The organism is Mycobacterium sp. 48b (genome assembly GCF_048282725.1).
Taxonomy (GTDB): domain Bacteria; phylum Actinomycetota; class Actinomycetes; order Mycobacteriales; family Mycobacteriaceae; genus Mycobacterium.
In genome coordinates this window covers 1515162-1530597 of sequence record NZ_JBLVUL010000001.1, presented here as the reverse complement: position 1 = coordinate 1530597, position 15436 = coordinate 1515162, and the positions used below count along the sequence as shown (strand labels likewise).

The 15436-nt window shown below is 69.0% G+C and carries 16 protein-coding genes; 4 read left to right on the top strand and 12 right to left on the bottom strand.

Annotated elements, in window-relative coordinates; all coding sequences use genetic code 11:
* Positions 1-25: 25 nt before the first annotated feature.
* Positions 26-1294 (top strand): hypothetical protein, encoded by a 1269-nt coding sequence (locus tag ACNQR1_RS07050; RefSeq protein ID WP_418045041.1) that lies wholly within the window; start codon positions 26-28, stop codon positions 1292-1294.
* On the opposite strand, the gene ACNQR1_RS07045 is transcribed toward ACNQR1_RS07050, so the two are convergent.
* The 5 genes from ACNQR1_RS07045 to ACNQR1_RS07025 form a co-directional block, all read right to left on the bottom strand.
* Positions 1215-1865, bottom strand: a complete 651-nt coding sequence (locus ACNQR1_RS07045) for a CPBP family intramembrane glutamic endopeptidase (protein ID WP_418045039.1) — start codon at positions 1863-1865, stop codon at positions 1215-1217. The genes ACNQR1_RS07050 and ACNQR1_RS07045 overlap by 80 nt on opposite strands.
* The gene (locus ACNQR1_RS07040) at positions 1865-3592 is read right to left on the bottom strand and encodes an alpha/beta hydrolase (RefSeq protein WP_418045037.1); all 1728 of its coding nucleotides are present in this window, start codon (positions 3590-3592) and stop codon (positions 1865-1867) included. The genes ACNQR1_RS07045 and ACNQR1_RS07040 overlap by 1 nt, the downstream gene beginning before the upstream one ends.
* The gene (gene purL, locus ACNQR1_RS07035) at positions 3589-5919 is read right to left on the bottom strand and encodes a phosphoribosylformylglycinamidine synthase subunit PurL (protein WP_418045035.1); all 2331 of its coding nucleotides are present in this window, start codon (positions 5917-5919) and stop codon (positions 3589-3591) included. Before purL ends, ACNQR1_RS07040 begins: the two co-directional genes overlap by 4 nt.
* Before the next feature lie 122 nt (positions 5920-6041).
* Entirely contained in the window at positions 6042-6389 is a 348-nt protein-coding gene (locus ACNQR1_RS07030; RefSeq protein ID WP_418045033.1) for a VOC family protein, read from the bottom strand.
* Positions 6390-6404: 15 nt separating this feature from the next.
* The gene (locus ACNQR1_RS07025; protein WP_418045031.1) at positions 6405-7664 is read right to left on the bottom strand and encodes a M18 family aminopeptidase; all 1260 of its coding nucleotides are present in this window, start codon (positions 7662-7664) and stop codon (positions 6405-6407) included.
* 50 nt (positions 7665-7714) lie between these two features.
* Between ACNQR1_RS07025 and ACNQR1_RS07020 the strand changes: the two genes are divergently transcribed.
* Positions 7715-8743 carry a Dyp-type peroxidase gene (locus tag ACNQR1_RS07020; RefSeq protein WP_418045030.1) on the top strand — a complete coding sequence of 343 codons (1029 nt, stop codon included), beginning with the start codon at positions 7715-7717 and terminating at the stop codon, positions 8741-8743.
* On the top strand, positions 8740-9537 hold the full coding sequence (locus ACNQR1_RS07015; protein WP_418045028.1) for a family 1 encapsulin nanocompartment shell protein: 798 nt from the start codon (positions 8740-8742) through the stop codon (positions 9535-9537). Before ACNQR1_RS07020 ends, ACNQR1_RS07015 begins: the two co-directional genes overlap by 4 nt.
* A 91-nt stretch (positions 9538-9628) precedes the next feature.
* Here the strand turns inward: ACNQR1_RS07015 and purQ are convergent, their stop codons facing one another.
* The 3 genes from purQ to ACNQR1_RS07000 are packed head-to-tail and all read right to left on the bottom strand — an operon-like array spanning position 9629 to position 11185.
* On the bottom strand, positions 9629-10303 hold the full coding sequence (gene purQ / locus ACNQR1_RS07010; protein WP_418045026.1) for a phosphoribosylformylglycinamidine synthase subunit PurQ: 675 nt from the start codon (positions 10301-10303) through the stop codon (positions 9629-9631).
* Positions 10300-10539: a phosphoribosylformylglycinamidine synthase subunit PurS gene (purS, locus tag ACNQR1_RS07005; RefSeq protein WP_075919398.1), complete on the bottom strand. Its 240-nt coding sequence runs from the start codon at positions 10537-10539 to the stop codon at positions 10300-10302. The genes purQ and purS overlap by 4 nt, the downstream gene beginning before the upstream one ends.
* Before the next feature lie 10 nt (positions 10540-10549).
* The gene (locus ACNQR1_RS07000; protein WP_418050304.1) at positions 10550-11185 is read right to left on the bottom strand and encodes an ATPase; all 636 of its coding nucleotides are present in this window, start codon (positions 11183-11185) and stop codon (positions 10550-10552) included.
* Between the two features lie 46 nt (positions 11186-11231).
* Between ACNQR1_RS07000 and ACNQR1_RS06995 the strand changes: the two genes are divergently transcribed.
* On the top strand, positions 11232-11870 hold the full coding sequence (locus ACNQR1_RS06995) for an MBL fold metallo-hydrolase (protein ID WP_418045023.1): 639 nt from the start codon (positions 11232-11234) through the stop codon (positions 11868-11870).
* A 29-nt stretch (positions 11871-11899) separates the two neighbouring features.
* Here ACNQR1_RS06995 and ACNQR1_RS06990 read toward each other — a convergent pair whose 3' ends face one another.
* The 4 genes from ACNQR1_RS06990 to ACNQR1_RS06975 all read right to left on the bottom strand — a co-directional run bounded on the left by ACNQR1_RS06990 (position 11900) and on the right by ACNQR1_RS06975 (position 15403).
* Positions 11900-13543 (bottom strand): FAD-binding dehydrogenase, encoded by a 1644-nt coding sequence (locus tag ACNQR1_RS06990; protein WP_418045021.1) that lies wholly within the window; start codon positions 13541-13543, stop codon positions 11900-11902.
* 21 nt (positions 13544-13564) lie between these two features.
* Entirely contained in the window at positions 13565-14269 is a 705-nt protein-coding gene (locus tag ACNQR1_RS06985; protein ID WP_418045019.1) for a DUF2334 domain-containing protein, read from the bottom strand.
* Between the two features lie 80 nt (positions 14270-14349).
* The gene (locus ACNQR1_RS06980) at positions 14350-14838 is read right to left on the bottom strand and encodes a glutathione peroxidase (protein WP_418045017.1); all 489 of its coding nucleotides are present in this window, start codon (positions 14836-14838) and stop codon (positions 14350-14352) included.
* 19 nt (positions 14839-14857) lie between these two features.
* Entirely contained in the window at positions 14858-15403 is a 546-nt protein-coding gene (locus ACNQR1_RS06975; protein ID WP_418045015.1) for a TetR/AcrR family transcriptional regulator, read from the bottom strand.
* Positions 15404-15436: the final 33 nt, after the last annotated feature.

Below are 15436 nucleotides of genomic sequence, written 5' to 3'. Positions count from 1 at the left end.
GTCGCCGAAACAAGAAGCCTGATCGATGCCTAAACGCGCAGTTCCGGCGGGCCCAGCATCGCCGGCGCCCTGGCCGCCCGCGCTTCCCGCCTGGCGTGCCGTCGGCCTGTCGCTCGCACCGATCGGAGCCGCCGCCTTCAACGGGGTGGCCGGCCTGTGTGCCGCGGCCATCGCCGCCGTGCTGGTTTTCGGGTTCGCCCGACTGCACCGCAACGCCCCGCAGTCGGTGTCGACGGGCGATCTGGTCGCCTCCACCGTGGGTCCGGCCGCCGGACGGTTCACCAGCCTCATCCAGCTGGCGGCCTACGTGCTGCTGGGCGTGGGTGCCGCGCTCACGCTGGCACTGCAGCCGTTGACCGGGGCGCCAGACCTGGAGACGGCGCTGGCCGGCTGGTGGTGGCCCGGCTGGTCGGTGGCCGTGGTGGTCATCGCCGGCGCGGTGGTGGCGTACCTGCCGACCCGGGCGGTGGGTGCGACGGCTGCGGCACTGGCCGGGACCGGCCTGCTGGTTTTTCTCTACCTGGCGCTGGCGATCATGGCCCGGGTGGCATCGGGCACACCGCCGATGCAGTTCGGTGGGCCCACGCCCGTCGATTCGGTCCTGCTGGTGACCGCCGCGGCGATTCCGCTCGGCCTGGGGTTGGTGGGATTCGAGGCGGCGACCGTGGTCAGCGGCCGCCTGGAGTCGGTGGCGCGCCCGGTGGGTGCCGCGCTGGCGGTCACGGCGCTGGGCGCGCTCGCCCTGCTGCTGGCGGTCAACATCGGCGCGACCGGCGGGTTCTACCCCACCGCCGCGAACCTCTCGCTGATCGTCACTCAGTTCTACTCGGACGCCGGGTTCTACTGGTTGACCACCGGGGCGTTGTGTCTGGGGTCGTCCGCGGTGCTCGCCCTGATGTGGGCGGCCACCCGGGTGGCGGGACGCCTGTTCGGTTCGGGCCTGGAGGTGGCGATCCTGGTTCCCGCGGTGATGTGTGTGCTGGCCGTGGCATTCAGCCGGTTCCAGGAGTACATCGGCAGACTGCAGATTGCGGTCCCGGCCCTGCTTCTTCTCGTGGTCTACGTGCTTGTCACCGAAGCCAATTCGCGTATCGAGGGATCCGCGGCGGCACAGCAGGCGCCGCGGGTGATCATGACCGTGGTGGTGGTCTGCGTGGTGTTGATCCCGCTGCGGGTCACCAGTTTCGCCGTACCCACGTTGTGGCCGCTGGCAGCTACAGCCGTGATCCTCGCGCTGGCAGGGGTGTTGGCGCGGCTTGGTAGGCCAGTGCCGCCAGCGCCCCCGCCTCATTGATCGCCAGGTGTGCGAGCATCGGTGCGGCCAGGCTGGACGAGCGCTGCGCAAGCCAGCCGAACAGCCATCCGGCGACCCCGGTGACCAGCACAGTCGGCAGCACGGGTTGGCCTGCGGCACGGGCGTCGGGGATGTGTGACAGCCCGAAGGCGGTGGCCTGCAGCACCTGACCGCCTGCCGGGCCGAACGCTTCTACGCCGACCTTGCCCAGCGCACCGCGGAAGGCAGCTTCCTCCGGCCAGACGGTTCCGACCGGGATACGCAGCGCCAGCCAGCGACCGGGCGCTGCGGGCAGCACCTTTCGGCGCATCCCAGTCCTCACCACCGGCACCGCCGAGGTCGCCGCGACCCCGACGCTCACCGCGGTCGCGGCCGCCGCCCCCAGGCGCAGGCCCGACCACAGCGCCGGCGGTCGCAGCCCAGGCCTGGCACTTGTGGCGGCCATCAGCATGCTGCCGAGTGCCGCCCGCACCAGGGGCTGCCAGCGGGCCGGCAACCGAGGATCGACCAGACCGTTCCACGCGACCACGCCTGCGGCCAGCGCCACGGCGCGAATCCTGCCCGCCGGCATCAGTATTCGGCTCCGGCGTTGGCCTCGGTCTTCTCCAGTGCCACCCGGATTCGCTCGGTGTCCTCCGGAGTCCACCCCGCCGGTGGTGCCACCGCCGCCCAGCCGTCGAGCACCGATTCGCCGTAGTTGTGCCCGTGTCCGGCCGGGACGCTCGACGCGTTGGTGATGTCGGCGGCGACCTGCCAGAACGTGATGATGGGGTACCAGCGCATCGAGGCGGTGCGGTCGGTGCCGGGCGGTTCGACCAGCCAATCCGGTTCGGAGAACAGCAGATCCGTCGACCACCAGATGATCGGGTCCGACGGGTGCTGCAGGAACAGGACCCGGGTGCCCTCCCACGGTGCGGCGGTGTCCTCGGCGATCTCGGCGGCGTTGGCGGCTTCGGAGAACCGTACGGTGCGGCCGTTGTCGTAGCGGGGTCGCGCTTGCGGGGTGCCCGGGTCACGGCGCGCGGTCAGGCCGCTCCACAGCGGACTGGCATTGGGCGGGCCCACCCACAGCACCGAGGAAAAGCCCATCCGCGAGATGTCGGGAAGCCAGCTGAACGCGCCCTGCCCGCCCATCGAGCCCAGGCTCTCCCCGTAGAGGACCAGCTTGGGGCGGTGCTCCGGTGGTAGCTCCGCCCAGCGCGCCTGGATCGCATCGATCATCAGCCGGCCGGTGTCCATGGACTTCGCCCGGTCACCCATGAACGAAATCCAGCTCGGCAGATAGGAATACTGCATGCCGACCATTGCGGTGTCGCCGTTGTACATCAGCTCCAGGGCGCGGGCGGCCACCGGATTCACCCAGCCGGTGCCGGTGGTGGGGACGATGACCAGCAGCTTGCGATCAAAGGCGTGGGTCCGCTCGAGTTCGCTCAGCAGCACCGCAACACGCTGATCGTCGGAGTCGGCGGTGTGCAGCCCGGCATACACCCGGATCGGTTCTCTGGCCGGCGCACCGTTGATCGTTTCGAGTTCGGCGGCGCGGGGGCCGCTCGCGACGAAGTTCCGGCCCTGGTAACCCAGCGAATCCCACGCCGCGAATGACTCTGGGCTACCGGATCTTTCAGGTTCGGTCGGCTGGCTGATCCCCTCGCGGGTGGTGGTGTTCTGCGGCTGGAACACCCGGCTGGCGCCGGCCAGGAAGCCGCGGTAGAGCACGCCGTTGACCAGCATGACGACCAGCACCACCACGATGGCGGTCCCGATGAACTGGGCCACCTCCCGGTGCAGATGCCAGCGCCGGATGAACCACCGGGCCAGCAGCCGCACGGCATCGCGCAGCATCCGGGCGGTGGCGATCAGCGCGGCGCAGACCGCAACCGCGATGATCAGGGTGCGCAGATAGCCCAGTGTGGCCGGGCCCTCCATGCCCATCAACGCCGAGACCTGCCGTTGCCATGCCGCGGCGGGGATCAGCATGAGCACCGACGCCGTGATCGCGCCGGTCACGACGAGTGCTTTCAGCCAGTACAACGTCCGCTTCGACGGCGGCCACCGTTTGCGGTTGCGTAACCCGAAGCGGTACAGCGCTTTTCCCAGTAGGAGACCGATGCCGTAGCCGATGGCGGCGTTGATCCCGCCGATCAGCCCGGCGAACAGCCAGTCGCGGGGCAGCAGCGACGGGGTCAGCGACAGACAGAAGAACAGGGCTCCGACGGCGACGCCGGCGAAGTCCAGTCGCACCAGGCTCCAGGCCCAGCGCAGCAGAGGATGACGTTCGTTGGGAGTTTTCGCCGTCACCCGAACAGCCCGGGCAGCACGCCCTCCGACGTGCTCCGTAGCTCCGCGAGGGTGATGCTGAACTGTCCCTGGACCTCGATCGCGGGTTCTCCGCCTTCGGGGCCCTGGTCGACGACGCCGACCCGGGTGACCGGCAGGTCCCTGGCCTCACACATCGACCGGAACCGGCTCTCCTCGGTGCGCGGCACGGCCACGAGCACTCGGCCGGCCGATTCGGAGAACAGGAAGACGAACGGATCGATGCCTTCGGGCAGCTCTTCCGGAAGGATGACGCGGCAACCGGTTTCACCGGCCAGCGCGGCCTCCACCACAGCCTGGATCAGGCCACCCTCGGACAGGTCGTGGGCCGCGGAGATCAGTCCGTCGCGCGAGGCCGCGGTCAGCACCTCGGCCAGCAGCTTCTCGCGGGCCAGGTCGACCTTCGGCGGAACCCCACCCAGGTGGTCACCGGTGACCTGGGCCCAGACCGAACCGTCGAACTCGTCGTGGGTGTCGCCGAGCAGCAGCAGCGTCTCGCCAGGTTCGGTGCCCAGACCGGTGGGGATGCGTCGCTTCACGTCGTCGATCACGCCGAGCACACCCACCACCGGGGTCGGCAGGATCGCCGTGGAGCCGGTCTGGTTGTAGAAGCTGACGTTGCCTCCGGTGACCGGAATGCCAAGGGCGGCACAGCCGTCGGCCAGTCCCCGGACGGCCTGGCTGAACTGCCACATCACACCCGGGTCTTCGGGCGAACCGAAGTTGAGGCAGTTGGTCACCGCGACCGGGGTGGCCCCGGTGACCGCGACGTTGCGGTAGGCCTCGGCCAGCGCCAGCTGCGCACCGGTGTACGGGTCGAGCTGGGTGTAGCGGCCCGAGGCGTCGGTGGAGACGGCGATGCCGCGGCCGGTGGTCTCGTCGATGCGCAGGACCCCGCCGTCGGCATGCTCGGCCAGCACGGTGTTGCCGCGCACGTAGCGGTCGTACTGCTCGGTGATGAACGCCCGGCTGCACAGGTGGGGGCTGCCGATCAGGGCCAGCAGGGTGGCCTTGAGCTCGTCGCCGGTCTCGGGCCGCGGCAGTTTGGCCGAGGTGTCGGCGACCAGGGCGTCCTGGCTGTCGGGGCGGGCCACGGGGCGCTGGTAGACCGGGCCCTCGTGGGCCACGGTGCGCGGCGGCACATCGACGACGGTCTCGCCGTGCCAGGTGATCTGCAGCCGGTCGCCGTCGGTGACCTCGCCGATGACGGTGGCCAGCACCTCCCACTTGCGGCAGACCGCCATGAACGCGTCGACGTTCTCCGGCGTGACCACGGCGCACATGCGTTCCTGGGACTCGCTGGAGAGCACCTCGGCCGGGGTCATGTCCTTGGCCCGCAGCGGCACCTGATCCAGCTCGATGCGCATGCCGCCGTCACCGGCGGAAGCGAGTTCGGATGTGGCACAGGACAATCCGGCACCACCGAGGTCCTGGATACCGACCACCAGGCCGGCCGAGTACAGCTCGAGGCAACACTCGATGAGCACCTTCTCGGTGAACGGGTCGCCCACCTGGACGCTCGGCAGCTTCTTGCGGCCCGCGCCGCTCTCGTCGCCGCTGAAGGTGTCCGACGCCAGCACCGAGACACCGCCGATGCCGTCCAGTCCGGTGCGCGCACCGAACAGGATGATCTTGTTGCCGGTGCCCGAGGCGAATGCCAGGTGCAGGTCTTCCTTGCGCAGGGCACCTACGCACAGCGCGTTGACCAACGGGTTGCCCGCGTAGGACGGGTCGAAGATCGTCTCGCCGCCGATGTTGGGCAGGCCCAGCGAGTTGCCGTAGCCGCCGACGCCGCGCACCACGCCGTCGAGCACGCGGCGGGTGTCGGGCGCGTCGGCCGCGCCGAAGCGCAGCTGGTCCATGACCGCCACCGGGCGGGCACCCATCGCCATGATGTCGCGGACGATGCCGCCGACGCCGGTGGCCGCGCCCTGGTAGGGCTCGACGTAGGACGGGTGGTTGTGGGATTCGACCTTGAAGGTGACGGCCCAGCCGTCGCCGATGTCGACGACGCCGGCGTTCTCACCGATGCCGGCCAGCATGCCGGCGCGCATCTCGTCGGTGGTGGTCTCACCGAAGTAGCGCAGGTGCACCTTCGAGGACTTGTAGGAGCAGTGTTCGCTCCACATCACCGAGTACATGGCCAGTTCGGCGTCGGTGGGGCGGCGGCCCAGGATCTCGCGAATCCGCTGGTACTCGTCGTCCTTGAGACCGAGTTCGCGGTAGGGCTGCGGCTGATCGGGGGTGGCGGCTGCCCGCTCCACAGTGTCCTGGGTCGATGTACGGCCGTGGGTGAGCTCAGACGTCACGGGCCCAGTTTAGTAGCTGCTCGCGTGTGGGTGCGCCCAGCTACTGATGCGCCCCACCAGCGGCTGGGCAGTTGTGTCCTCGGCCACACCGCCGGCGGCCGTCACGGGCGCCCCGCCGGCGACTATCCGCCCGCGATGCAGAACGCGTTGCCTGCCGGGTCGGCCAGCACCACCCAGTTGAATTCCGGACCGAAATCGTGCCGCCCGGTCTCGCTGGCGCCCAGCCCCACCAGGCGCGCCACCTCGGCCTCCATGTCGGCCGCGTGGAAGTCGAGGTGCACGCGATTCTTGCCCGGCGTCGGATCGTCGACGTGCTGGAAACCGAGGTTGGGCCCGTTGGGCAGGTCGACGAGGACGAATTCGCCTGGAACGACGGCATTTACCGTGCCGTTGACGGCCTGCGCCCACCATTGGGCCAGCGTGTCGGGATCGGTGCAGTCGACGGTGATCATCTCCACGGAGAGTGCCATGGCGCCGACCCTAGATCAGGCCGGTGACAAGAACCCCCGCAATGCCGCCGAGTAGGCGGCCACGTCCTGGGCGCCCATGAACTCCCTGGCCGAGTGCATGGCGAGCTGGGCCGCACCGACGTCGACGGTCGGGATTCCGGTCCGGGCCGAGGTCATCGGCCCGATGGTGGACCCGCACGGCAGATCGGCACGGTGCTCATAGCGTTGCAGCGGCACCCCGGCCTGGTCGCAGGCCAGCGCGAACGCCGCCGCGGTGCGGCCGTCGGTGGCGTAGCGCAGGTTGGGTTGCACCTTGAGCACCGGACCGGCGTTGAGCTCGATCAGGTGTCCTGGCTCGTGCCGGTCCGGGTAGTTCGGATGGGTCGCATGCGCCATGTCCCCGGAGGCCACCATCGATCCGGCCGCCCTGCGCAGGAAGTCCTCCCTGGTACCGCCCGCGGCGAGCACGATGCGCTCCAGCACGGTCGGCAGCAGCTCGGACTGGGCGCCGTGGTCCGAGGTGGACCCGACCTCCTCGTGGTCGAACAGCGCCAGCACGGGCACATGCGTGCCCGCGCCCGCGGCCAGGAACGCCTCCAGCCCCGCGTAGCAGGTGGCCTGGTTGTCCAGCCTGGGCGCGCTAACGAACTCGTCCTCGGCGCCGGTGATCGCCGACGGCGTCAGGTCGTGGGTCATCAGGTCGAAGCCCAACACGTCCACCTCGGCGGCGCCGGCCCGCTCGGCGACGTAGCCGACGAAGGACCGCGGCCGCTCCCCCAGGCCCCACACCGCGTTGACGTGGCGCTGCGGGTCGGGGCTGACCCCCTTGCGGTCCTCGGACAGGTGGATGGCGAGCTGGGGAACGCGCAGGATCGGATCGTCGATCCGGATGAGCCGGTGCTCGATCCGGTTGCCGTCGCGGACCGAGAGCCGGCCGCTGATCCCCAGGTCGCGGTCCAGCCACGAGTTCAGCCAGGCCCCGCCGTAGGGCTGCAGCGCCACCACCTGCCAGCCGGCGACCGCACGGTCGGGGTGCTGTTTGACCCGGAGGTTGGGGCTGTCGGTGTGACCGCCGACGACCCGGAACGGCGCGGCGGGGTCGGTCCCGTCGGTATTCCAGGCGACCAGCGAGCCCGCCCGCACCGTGAAGAATTTTCCGCCGCCCGGCCAGCTGTCGGTTTCGGCCAGCTCGGTGAATCCCGCGTCGCGCAGTCGTTGCGCCGCGGTGGCGCAGACGTGAAACGGCGATGGCGAGGCATCGATGAATTCGCACAAGCTCTGTGGGCTGGCTGCCATATGTCTATCTTGACCGGGATTTCAACGCGCGCCACGTTAGGGTCGAAGTTGTGCCCGCACCACAGCCCCAGCCGGTCCTGGCCCCGCTGACACCGGCCGCCGTGTTCATGGTCGCGACCATCGACGAGGGCGGCGAGGCCACGGTTCACGACACGTTGACCGACATCTCAGGCCTGGTGCGTGCCATCGGCTTCCGCGATCCCACCAAGCACCTGTCGGCGATCGTGTCGATCGGGTCCGATGCCTGGGACCGGTTGTTCTCCGGTCCTCGCCCCGCCGAACTGCACCCGTTCATCCCGCTGGACGGCCCACGGCACCGGGCCCCGGCCACCCCGGGCGACCTGCTGTTCCATCTGCGCGCGGAGTCCATGGACGTGTGTTTCGAGCTGGCCACCAAGTTCGCCGACGCACTGGCCGGCGCCGTGACGATCGTCGACGAGGTGCACGGGTTCAAGTTCTTCGACAACCGCGATCTGCTCGGCTTCGTCGACGGCACCGAGAACCCGAACGGTTCGGTGGCCGCCAATGCCAGCCAGATCGGCGACGAGGACCCGGATTTCGCGGGTGGCTGCTATGTGCACGTGCAGAAGTACGTGCACGACATGAGTTCGTGGAACTCCCTGTCCACCGAGGAGCAGGAGCGGGTGATCGGCCGCACCAAACTCGACGACATCGAGCTCGACGACGCGGTCAAGCCTGCCAATTCTCACGTGGCGCTCAACGTGATCGAAGACGATGCAGGCAACGAGCTCAAGATCCTTCGGCACAACATGCCGTTCGGCGAGATCGGCAAGGGCGAATTCGGTACGTACTACATCGGTTATTCACGCACCCCGGAAGTCACCGAGCGGATGCTGACCAACATGTTCATCGGCGACCCGCCCGGAAACACCGACCGCATCCTGGATTTCTCGACCGCCGTCACCGGTGGTCTGTTCTTCACCCCCACGATCGACTTTCTGGATGATCCACCACCGCTGCCCTCGCCCGACGAGGAGTCAGCGGCGGAAGCACCACCGGCTCAGGGCCACCGTGACGGCTCGCTCGGCATCGGCAGTCTGAAAGGAATCCCGCAATGAACAACTTGTACCGCGAGCTTGCTCCGATCACCGAGTCCGCCTGGGCCGAGATCGAACTCGAGGCCAGCCGAACCTTCAAGCGGCACATCGCCGGACGCCGCGTGGTCGATGTCAGCGAGCCCGGCGGCCCGGTCACCGCGGCGATCAGTACGGGCCATCTGCTCGACGTCAAGTCTCCCGGTGACGGCGTGGTCGCGCACCTGCGCGACGCCAAGCCGCTGGTGCGGCTGCGGGTGCCGTTCACGGTGTCGCGCAGCGCAATCGACGACGTCGAGCGCGGCGCCCAGGACTCCGACTGGGATCCGGTGAAGGACGCCGCCAAGAAGCTGGCGTTCGTCGAGGACCGGGCGATTTTCGAGGGCTACCCGGCGGCCTCGATCGAGGGCATCCGCAGCTCAAGCTCCAACCCCGCGCTGGCCCTGCCCGACGACGCCCGCGAGATTCCCGACGTGATCGCCCAGGCGCTCTCCGAGCTGCGCCTGGCCGGTGTCGACGGGCCGTACTCGGTGTTGCTCTCGGCGGCGACCTACACCAAGGTCAGCGAGACCACCGCCCACGGCTATCCGATCCGCGAGCACCTGAGCCGGCTGGTCGACGGTGAGATCATCTGGGCGCCCGCGATCGACGGTGCGTTCGTATTGTCCACCCGCGGTGGGGATTTCGATCTGCAGCTGGGCACCGACGTCTCGATCGGCTACCTGTCCCACGATGCGGAGAGCGTGCAACTGTACCTGCAGGAGACCCTGACGTTCCTGGCCTACACGGCCGAGGCGTCCGTCGCCCTGACCGCCTGATCGCCATGCCCCGCGAGCGTGCGTGTCTGCTGCGCGCCACGCCGCTCGCGGGCAGCACCTTGTGCACGCTCGCGGAGCAGCGAGGTGAGACCTAGACGGAAAGAACCGCGTCCAGCGCGGAGTAGAACAACCCGAGCCCGTCATCGGACGGACCGGTCAACGCCTCGGTGGCGTGTTCGGGGTGCGGCATCAGGCCGACGACGCGACGGTTGGCCGAGCACACGCCCGCGATACCGCGCATCGAACCGTTGAGGTTCTCGCGGTAGCGGAAGACCACGCGGTCCTCGCCCTCGAGTTCGTCGAGCACGTCCTCGGAAGCGACGTACCGGCCTTCTCCCGACTTGAGCGGGATCAGCAGGTCGGCTCCGGCGTCATAGCGGGTCGTCCACGCCGTGGTGTTGGAGGCGACCTCCAGCCACACGTCGCGGCAGATGAAATGCAGGCCGGCGTTGCGGGTCAGCGCACCGGGCAGCAGCCCGGCCTCACACAGCACCTGGAAGCCGTTGCAGATGCCCAGCACGGGCATCCCCTTGCCTGCGGCCTCTACGACCGAGCCCATCACCGGGGCGAACTTCGCGATGGCCCCGCAGCGCAGGTAGTCCCCGTAGGAGAAGCCGCCGGGTACGACGACCGCGTCGACGCCCTTCAGGTCCGCGTCGGCGTGCCACAGGCTGACCGCCTCGGCCCCGGCCAGACGGACGGCTCGGGCCGCGTCGACGTCGTCGAGAGTGCCCGGGAAGGTGATCACCCCGACACGGGTGGTCACGCGTCCTCCCGGCTCACCGAGAAGTCCTCGATAACGGTGTTGGCCAGCAGAGATTCGGCGATCTCAGCCAGGGTTTCGTCGGCTACGGAGTCGTCGACTTCGAGCTCGAAACGCTTGCCCTGACGGACGTCCGAGATACCACCATGTCCGAGCCGACCAAGTGCCCCGACGATCGCCTGACCCTGCGGGTCGAGGATCTCCGCCTTGGGCATGACGTGCACAACCACCTTTGCCACGGCGCACACTCTACCGGCACGACCCTGTGTAGGCCGTGCACAGTGGGTCCGCGAGCGCATCGAGCACCTGCCGGTCCGATGGAGCCGACCACGGGACCTGTGGTGGCGTGGTCGACCACATGGCCAGCTCGACCACCGTGCTGTTGTACGGATCGGCGAACAGGTACTGGTGCAGCACCCGCCCACCGTGGAGGTCGATCACCGCTGCCAGCCGTCCGGTCCGCTCTGTGGTGATCGACACCGCGTTCCCCGGGCAGGCGCGCAGCGCGGCAGTGGCTCCTTGCACCACCGCCAGTGCCGTCTGACCGCCTTGCCACGTCTCCCCGCGCCAGTGGATGACCTGCACGCGCAGTTGCCAGTGTCCCGCGGGCCGGTTCACCTCGGCTCGTGCCGCGACGGCATAGCCGCGCGGATCACCGGGCACCGGCGCCGACGCACAATCCTCCTCGAAGCGGAAGCGTGGCGAGACGGCAGTCACGGCCAGTCCGGCCAGCCCGGGCCAGCCGTACTCACGGTCCATCGGCAGTTTCGACGTGTCCACCCACGCCGAATCGGGGATGCGGTCACACAGTGGCGGGCAATCGGCGCTGGGCTCCGACCACGCCGAAGGGGGCGCTGCGGCCAGCCCGCAGAGCACGATCGACATCGCCACGATCACCCGCCATAACCCCACCGAGCGCCACAATATAGGTATGCAACTCACGCATTTCGGACATTCGTGCCTACTGGCCAGCATTTCCGACACCACCGTGCTGTTCGACCCGGGCAACTTCTCGCACGGTTTCGAGGGCATCACCGGCTTGTCGGCGATCCTGATCACCCACCAGCACCCCGACCATGCCGACACCGCCCGGTTGCCCGCGCTGATCGACGCCAATCCACAGGCCGCGCTGTATGCCGATCCGCAGACCGCCGCCCAGTTGGGTCCGCCGTGGCAGGCCGTGCATCCCGGCGACGCGTTCCGGGTCGGCTCGCTCAACGTGCGCGGCACCGGTGGCAAGCATGCCGTGATCCACCCGGAAATCCCTGTGATCGACAACATTTCGTACCTGTTGGGCGACGACGAACATCCGGCCCGGCTCATGCACCCGGGGGACGCGCTGTTCGTCCCCGGTGAGCCGGTCGACGTGCTGGCCACCCCGGCGGCTGCCCCGTGGATGAAAATCTCAGAGGCCGTGGACTTCCTGCGCGCGGTGGCTCCGGAGAAGGCTGTGCCCATCCACCAGGGCATCATCGAGCCGAATGCGCGCGGCATCTACTACGGCCGGCTGGCCGAGATGACGAACACCGAATTCCAGGTGCTCACCGAGGAAAACGGCACCGAATTCTGATTCACGGCCCCGCCGTGGCGTTCTGGCCGCTAGGCGATGTCGGCAGCCGCACCCCGGCCGGCCGCCCGGCCGGAGAAGATGCAGCCGCCCAGGAAGGTGCCTTCCAGCGACCGGTAGCCGTGTACCCCGCCGCCGCCGAATCCGGCCGCCTCGCCCGCGGCGTACAGGCCGGCGAAGGCCTTGCCGTCTTCTTTGAGAACCCTGGAGTCCAGGTCGGTTTCCAATCCGCCCAGGGACTTTCGGGTCAGGATGTGCAGTTTGACGGCGATCATCGGCCCGGCCTTCGGGTCGGTGAGCCGGTGCGGGGCGACGACGCGGGTGAACCGGTCACCCAGGTAGTTGCGGGCCGCCCGGATCGCGGTGACCTGCCCGTCCTTGGTGAATTTGTTGACGACCTCGCGGTCCCGCGCGGTCACCTCGGCTGCCACCGTGGCGTAGTCGAGCTCGAGCACATCGGGCACGTCGTTCATCGCAGCCACCAGTTCTCGCAGGGACCGCGCGCTGACGAAGTCGACACCGCGGTCGACGAATGCCTGCACGGGCGCGGGCGCACCGGGGCGTACCCGGGCCAGGACGTCACGCACGCTGCGTGAGGTGAGGTCGGGGTTCTGTTCCTGGCCGGACAACGCGAACTCCTTGGCGATGATCCGCGCGTCGAGGATGAACCAGGTGTAGTCCTGCCCGGTGCGGCAGATGTGTTCGAGCGTGCCCAGGGTGTCGAAGCCGGGATACAGCGGGCCGGGCAGCCGTTTTCCGTTGGCGTCCAACCACAATGACGAAGGGCCTGGCAGGATGCGGATCCCGTGATCGGGCCAGATCGGATCGTAGTTGGTGATGCCTTCGGTGTAGTGCCACATCCGGTCGCTGTTGATGACGTGCGCACCAGCGGTCTCGGAGATGCCGATCATCCGGCCGTCGACGTGGGCGGGGACACCGCTGAGCAATTGCTCGGGCACCCGGCCCATGCGCGCGGGCCAGTTCTTGCGTACCAGGTCGTGGTTGCCGCCGATCCCACCGCTGGCCACGATCACCGCCGAGGCGCGGAACTCGAAGTCGCCGACCACGTTTCGCGACGACGGCGCCCCCCGAGGCGCATCCGAGGGTTCCAGCACCGCACCCCGGACCCCGACGACGGCACCCTCGGAGACGATGAGCTCGTCGACCCGGTGCCGGTGGGCGAACCGCGCCCGCGGCTCTCCCACCAACCGGCGGGCGAAGACGTCGACGATCGCCGGCCCGGTCCCCCAGGTGATGTGGAACCTCGGCACCGAATTGCCGTGCCCCAGCGCCCCGTAACCACCGCGCTCGGCCCACCCGACCAAGGGAAAGGTCTGCAGGCCGCGGGAGCGCAGCCAGCTACGTTTCTCCCCCGCGGCGAAATCGACGTACGCGTGCGCCCACTCCCGCGGCCAATGGTCCTCGGGCCGGTCGAATCCGGCGGTGCCCAGCCAGTCCTGCAGGGCCAGTTCCTGGCTGTCGCGGATGCCGAGCCTGCGCTGTTCGGGACTGTCGACGAAGAACAATCCACCGAACGACCAAAAGGCCTGCCCACCCAGGTTGGCGGCGTTCTCCTGATCGAGGATCAGCACGCGGTGACCGCGCTCGACCAATTCACAGGCCGCGACCAACCCGGCGAGACCCGCCCCCACGACAATGACATCGGCGTCTGCCATGAGACGCAAGACTAGCCCTAGTCAGGCGGCGTCGGTCAGGACCGAAAAACCTCGCCAGCGGTAAACCGTCGGCTCACACCGGTGCAGCAAAGCCAGGTCGATCGCGTCGAGCATGGCCTGCCGGGGCCCGGGCCTGCGCAGGTGCCGCGCGGCAACCGCGACACGTACCGTGCCTTCGCGGCGCGCCGTGCGCTCGGCCGAGAGCACCACGGTGCGGCACCACCACGGCTCGGACAGAAATCCCTCGCCGATGCCCACCACCCGGGCGCGCGTGGTGCTCTGGCGGACCAGGTCGGTGATGCCGTTCAAGTCGGCCAGCAGGCGGAAACCGTTGCGCGGCAGGGCGGTCACCGTGCCCGGTGAAACGGTCCAGCCAGGAGCGGCAAACAACCTGGTGCGCAGTCCCAGGTGTTCGAGCACCCGGTCGGCGCCCATCAACCTCAGGTTGGCCTCGTGGGCAGGCAACGAGGCGAACTCACCGCGACGCTTCTTGGTCGCGGCCTCGTCATAGCCGTGCAGGACGACGGCGTCGCCGCCGCTGCGCCGGCGGGCCAGCCACTCCACCGTTTCGGCGTCGCGGTCCAACCGGTAGCCGCCCTTGAGCCGGGGAGCCACCAGCATCGACACCGGCACTTCACGGGCATCGAGCTCGGCGCAGAACGACGCGACATCGCTCAGCGTGCGATCGCTGATCTGCGATATCGAGACGATGAGTTGTCCGGTCACGCTGCCAGTGTGGCAACGTCACATGTCGGGACGGTGTCGAACACTCTGACGCCGGGTGTCCATTGAGCCAGAGCCTTCGATCAGGCCGGCAGGATCGCCTCGATGGCCGCGATCACCTCGGGCGCATCCGGCTCGGTGCGGGGACGGAACCGGTTGGCCACCGCGCCGCCGGGAGCGAGCAGGAACTTCTCGAAGTTCCACTGGATGTCCCCGGCTTGTCCCTCCGCGTCGGCGGCCTGGGTCAGCTCCGCGTACAGCGGGTGACGGTCGGCGCCGTTGACGTCGGTCTTGGCCAGCAGCGGGAACGTCACGCCGTAGGTGCTCGAGCAGAACGTCTGGATCTCCTCGGCGCTGCCCGGCTCCTGGCCCATGAACTGGTTGCACGGCACGCCCACGACGGTGAGCCCGCGCGCGGCGTAATCCTGTGCGAGTTTCTCCAGAGCGGTGTACTGCGGCGTCAGGCCGCATTTGGAGGCCACGTTGACCACCAGCGCGGCGCCGGTCGCCAACTCGGCCAAGGTCGTCGCCTTGCCGTCGAGAGTGGTCAGCGGAATGTCGTTGAGGCTCATCCCGGCGACGCTACCGGACCTACTCGTCGAACAGGATCGCGGCCAGACTCTCCACCCTGGCGATCGGATCGCCTGCGGTGTCGATCGCATCGTTGAGCCACAGCATCGAAAAGCCGTGCACCAGAGACCAAGCGGCCAGAGCGGCACTGCCCGGATCGGCGGCGGCCTTGGGATCGGCCAGCGTGCCCACGCCACGGCTCAGCTCCGCCCCGGCGGCCGACGAGGCCGCGACCAACTCGGCGTCGGTGTCGTCGTAGAGCGATTTGTCGAACATCACCTCATAGTGGCCGCGGTGGTCGAGGGCGAAGCGCACGTACGCCTTGGCGGCGTCGATGAACTGCGGCCTGGCCTCGGTCAGTGCTGCGGCCAGAAGCTGAAATCCTTCGGTGGCCAGTGCGGTGAACAGTCCGCGCCGGTCGGTGAAGTGGTGCGCCGGCGCCGCGTGTGAGACACCTGCGGCCCGGGCGAGTTCACGCAGTGAGATGCCGTCAGCGCCCCGCTCGGCCACCAGATCGGCGGCCTGAGCGAGGATCACGGCCCTGAGGTCGCCGTGGTGATAGCCCATGACGGCATCCTATCCCCACATCTTGACAGCGCC

What these genes read in the sequence shown, in the direction of transcription:
- ACNQR1_RS07050 (WP_418045041.1), top strand. Translation starts at nt 26, where the DNA reads ATGCCTAAACGCGCAGTTCCGGCGGGCCCAGCATCGCCGGCGCCCTGG.
- ACNQR1_RS07045 (WP_418045039.1), bottom strand. Translation starts at nt 1,865, where the DNA reads ATGCCGGCGGGCAGGATTCGCGCCGTGGCGCTGGCCGCAGGCGTGGTC.
- ACNQR1_RS07030 (WP_418045033.1), bottom strand. Translation starts at nt 6,389, where the DNA reads ATGGCACTCTCCGTGGAGATGATCACCGTCGACTGCACCGATCCCGAC.
- ACNQR1_RS07025 (WP_418045031.1), bottom strand. Translation starts at nt 7,664, where the DNA reads ATGGCAGCCAGCCCACAGAGCTTGTGCGAATTCATCGATGCCTCGCCA.
- ACNQR1_RS07015 (WP_418045028.1), top strand. Translation starts at nt 8,740, where the DNA reads ATGAACAACTTGTACCGCGAGCTTGCTCCGATCACCGAGTCCGCCTGG.
- ACNQR1_RS07000 (WP_418050304.1), bottom strand. Translation starts at nt 11,185, where the DNA reads ATGTCGATCGTGCTCTGCGGGCTGGCCGCAGCGCCCCCTTCGGCGTGG.
- ACNQR1_RS06995 (WP_418045023.1), top strand. Translation starts at nt 11,232, where the DNA reads ATGCAACTCACGCATTTCGGACATTCGTGCCTACTGGCCAGCATTTCC.
- ACNQR1_RS06990 (WP_418045021.1), bottom strand. Translation starts at nt 13,543, where the DNA reads ATGGCAGACGCCGATGTCATTGTCGTGGGGGCGGGTCTCGCCGGGTTG.
- ACNQR1_RS06980 (WP_418045017.1), bottom strand. Translation starts at nt 14,838, where the DNA reads ATGAGCCTCAACGACATTCCGCTGACCACTCTCGACGGCAAGGCGACG.
- ACNQR1_RS06975 (WP_418045015.1), bottom strand. Translation starts at nt 15,403, where the DNA reads ATGGGCTATCACCACGGCGACCTCAGGGCCGTGATCCTCGCTCAGGCC.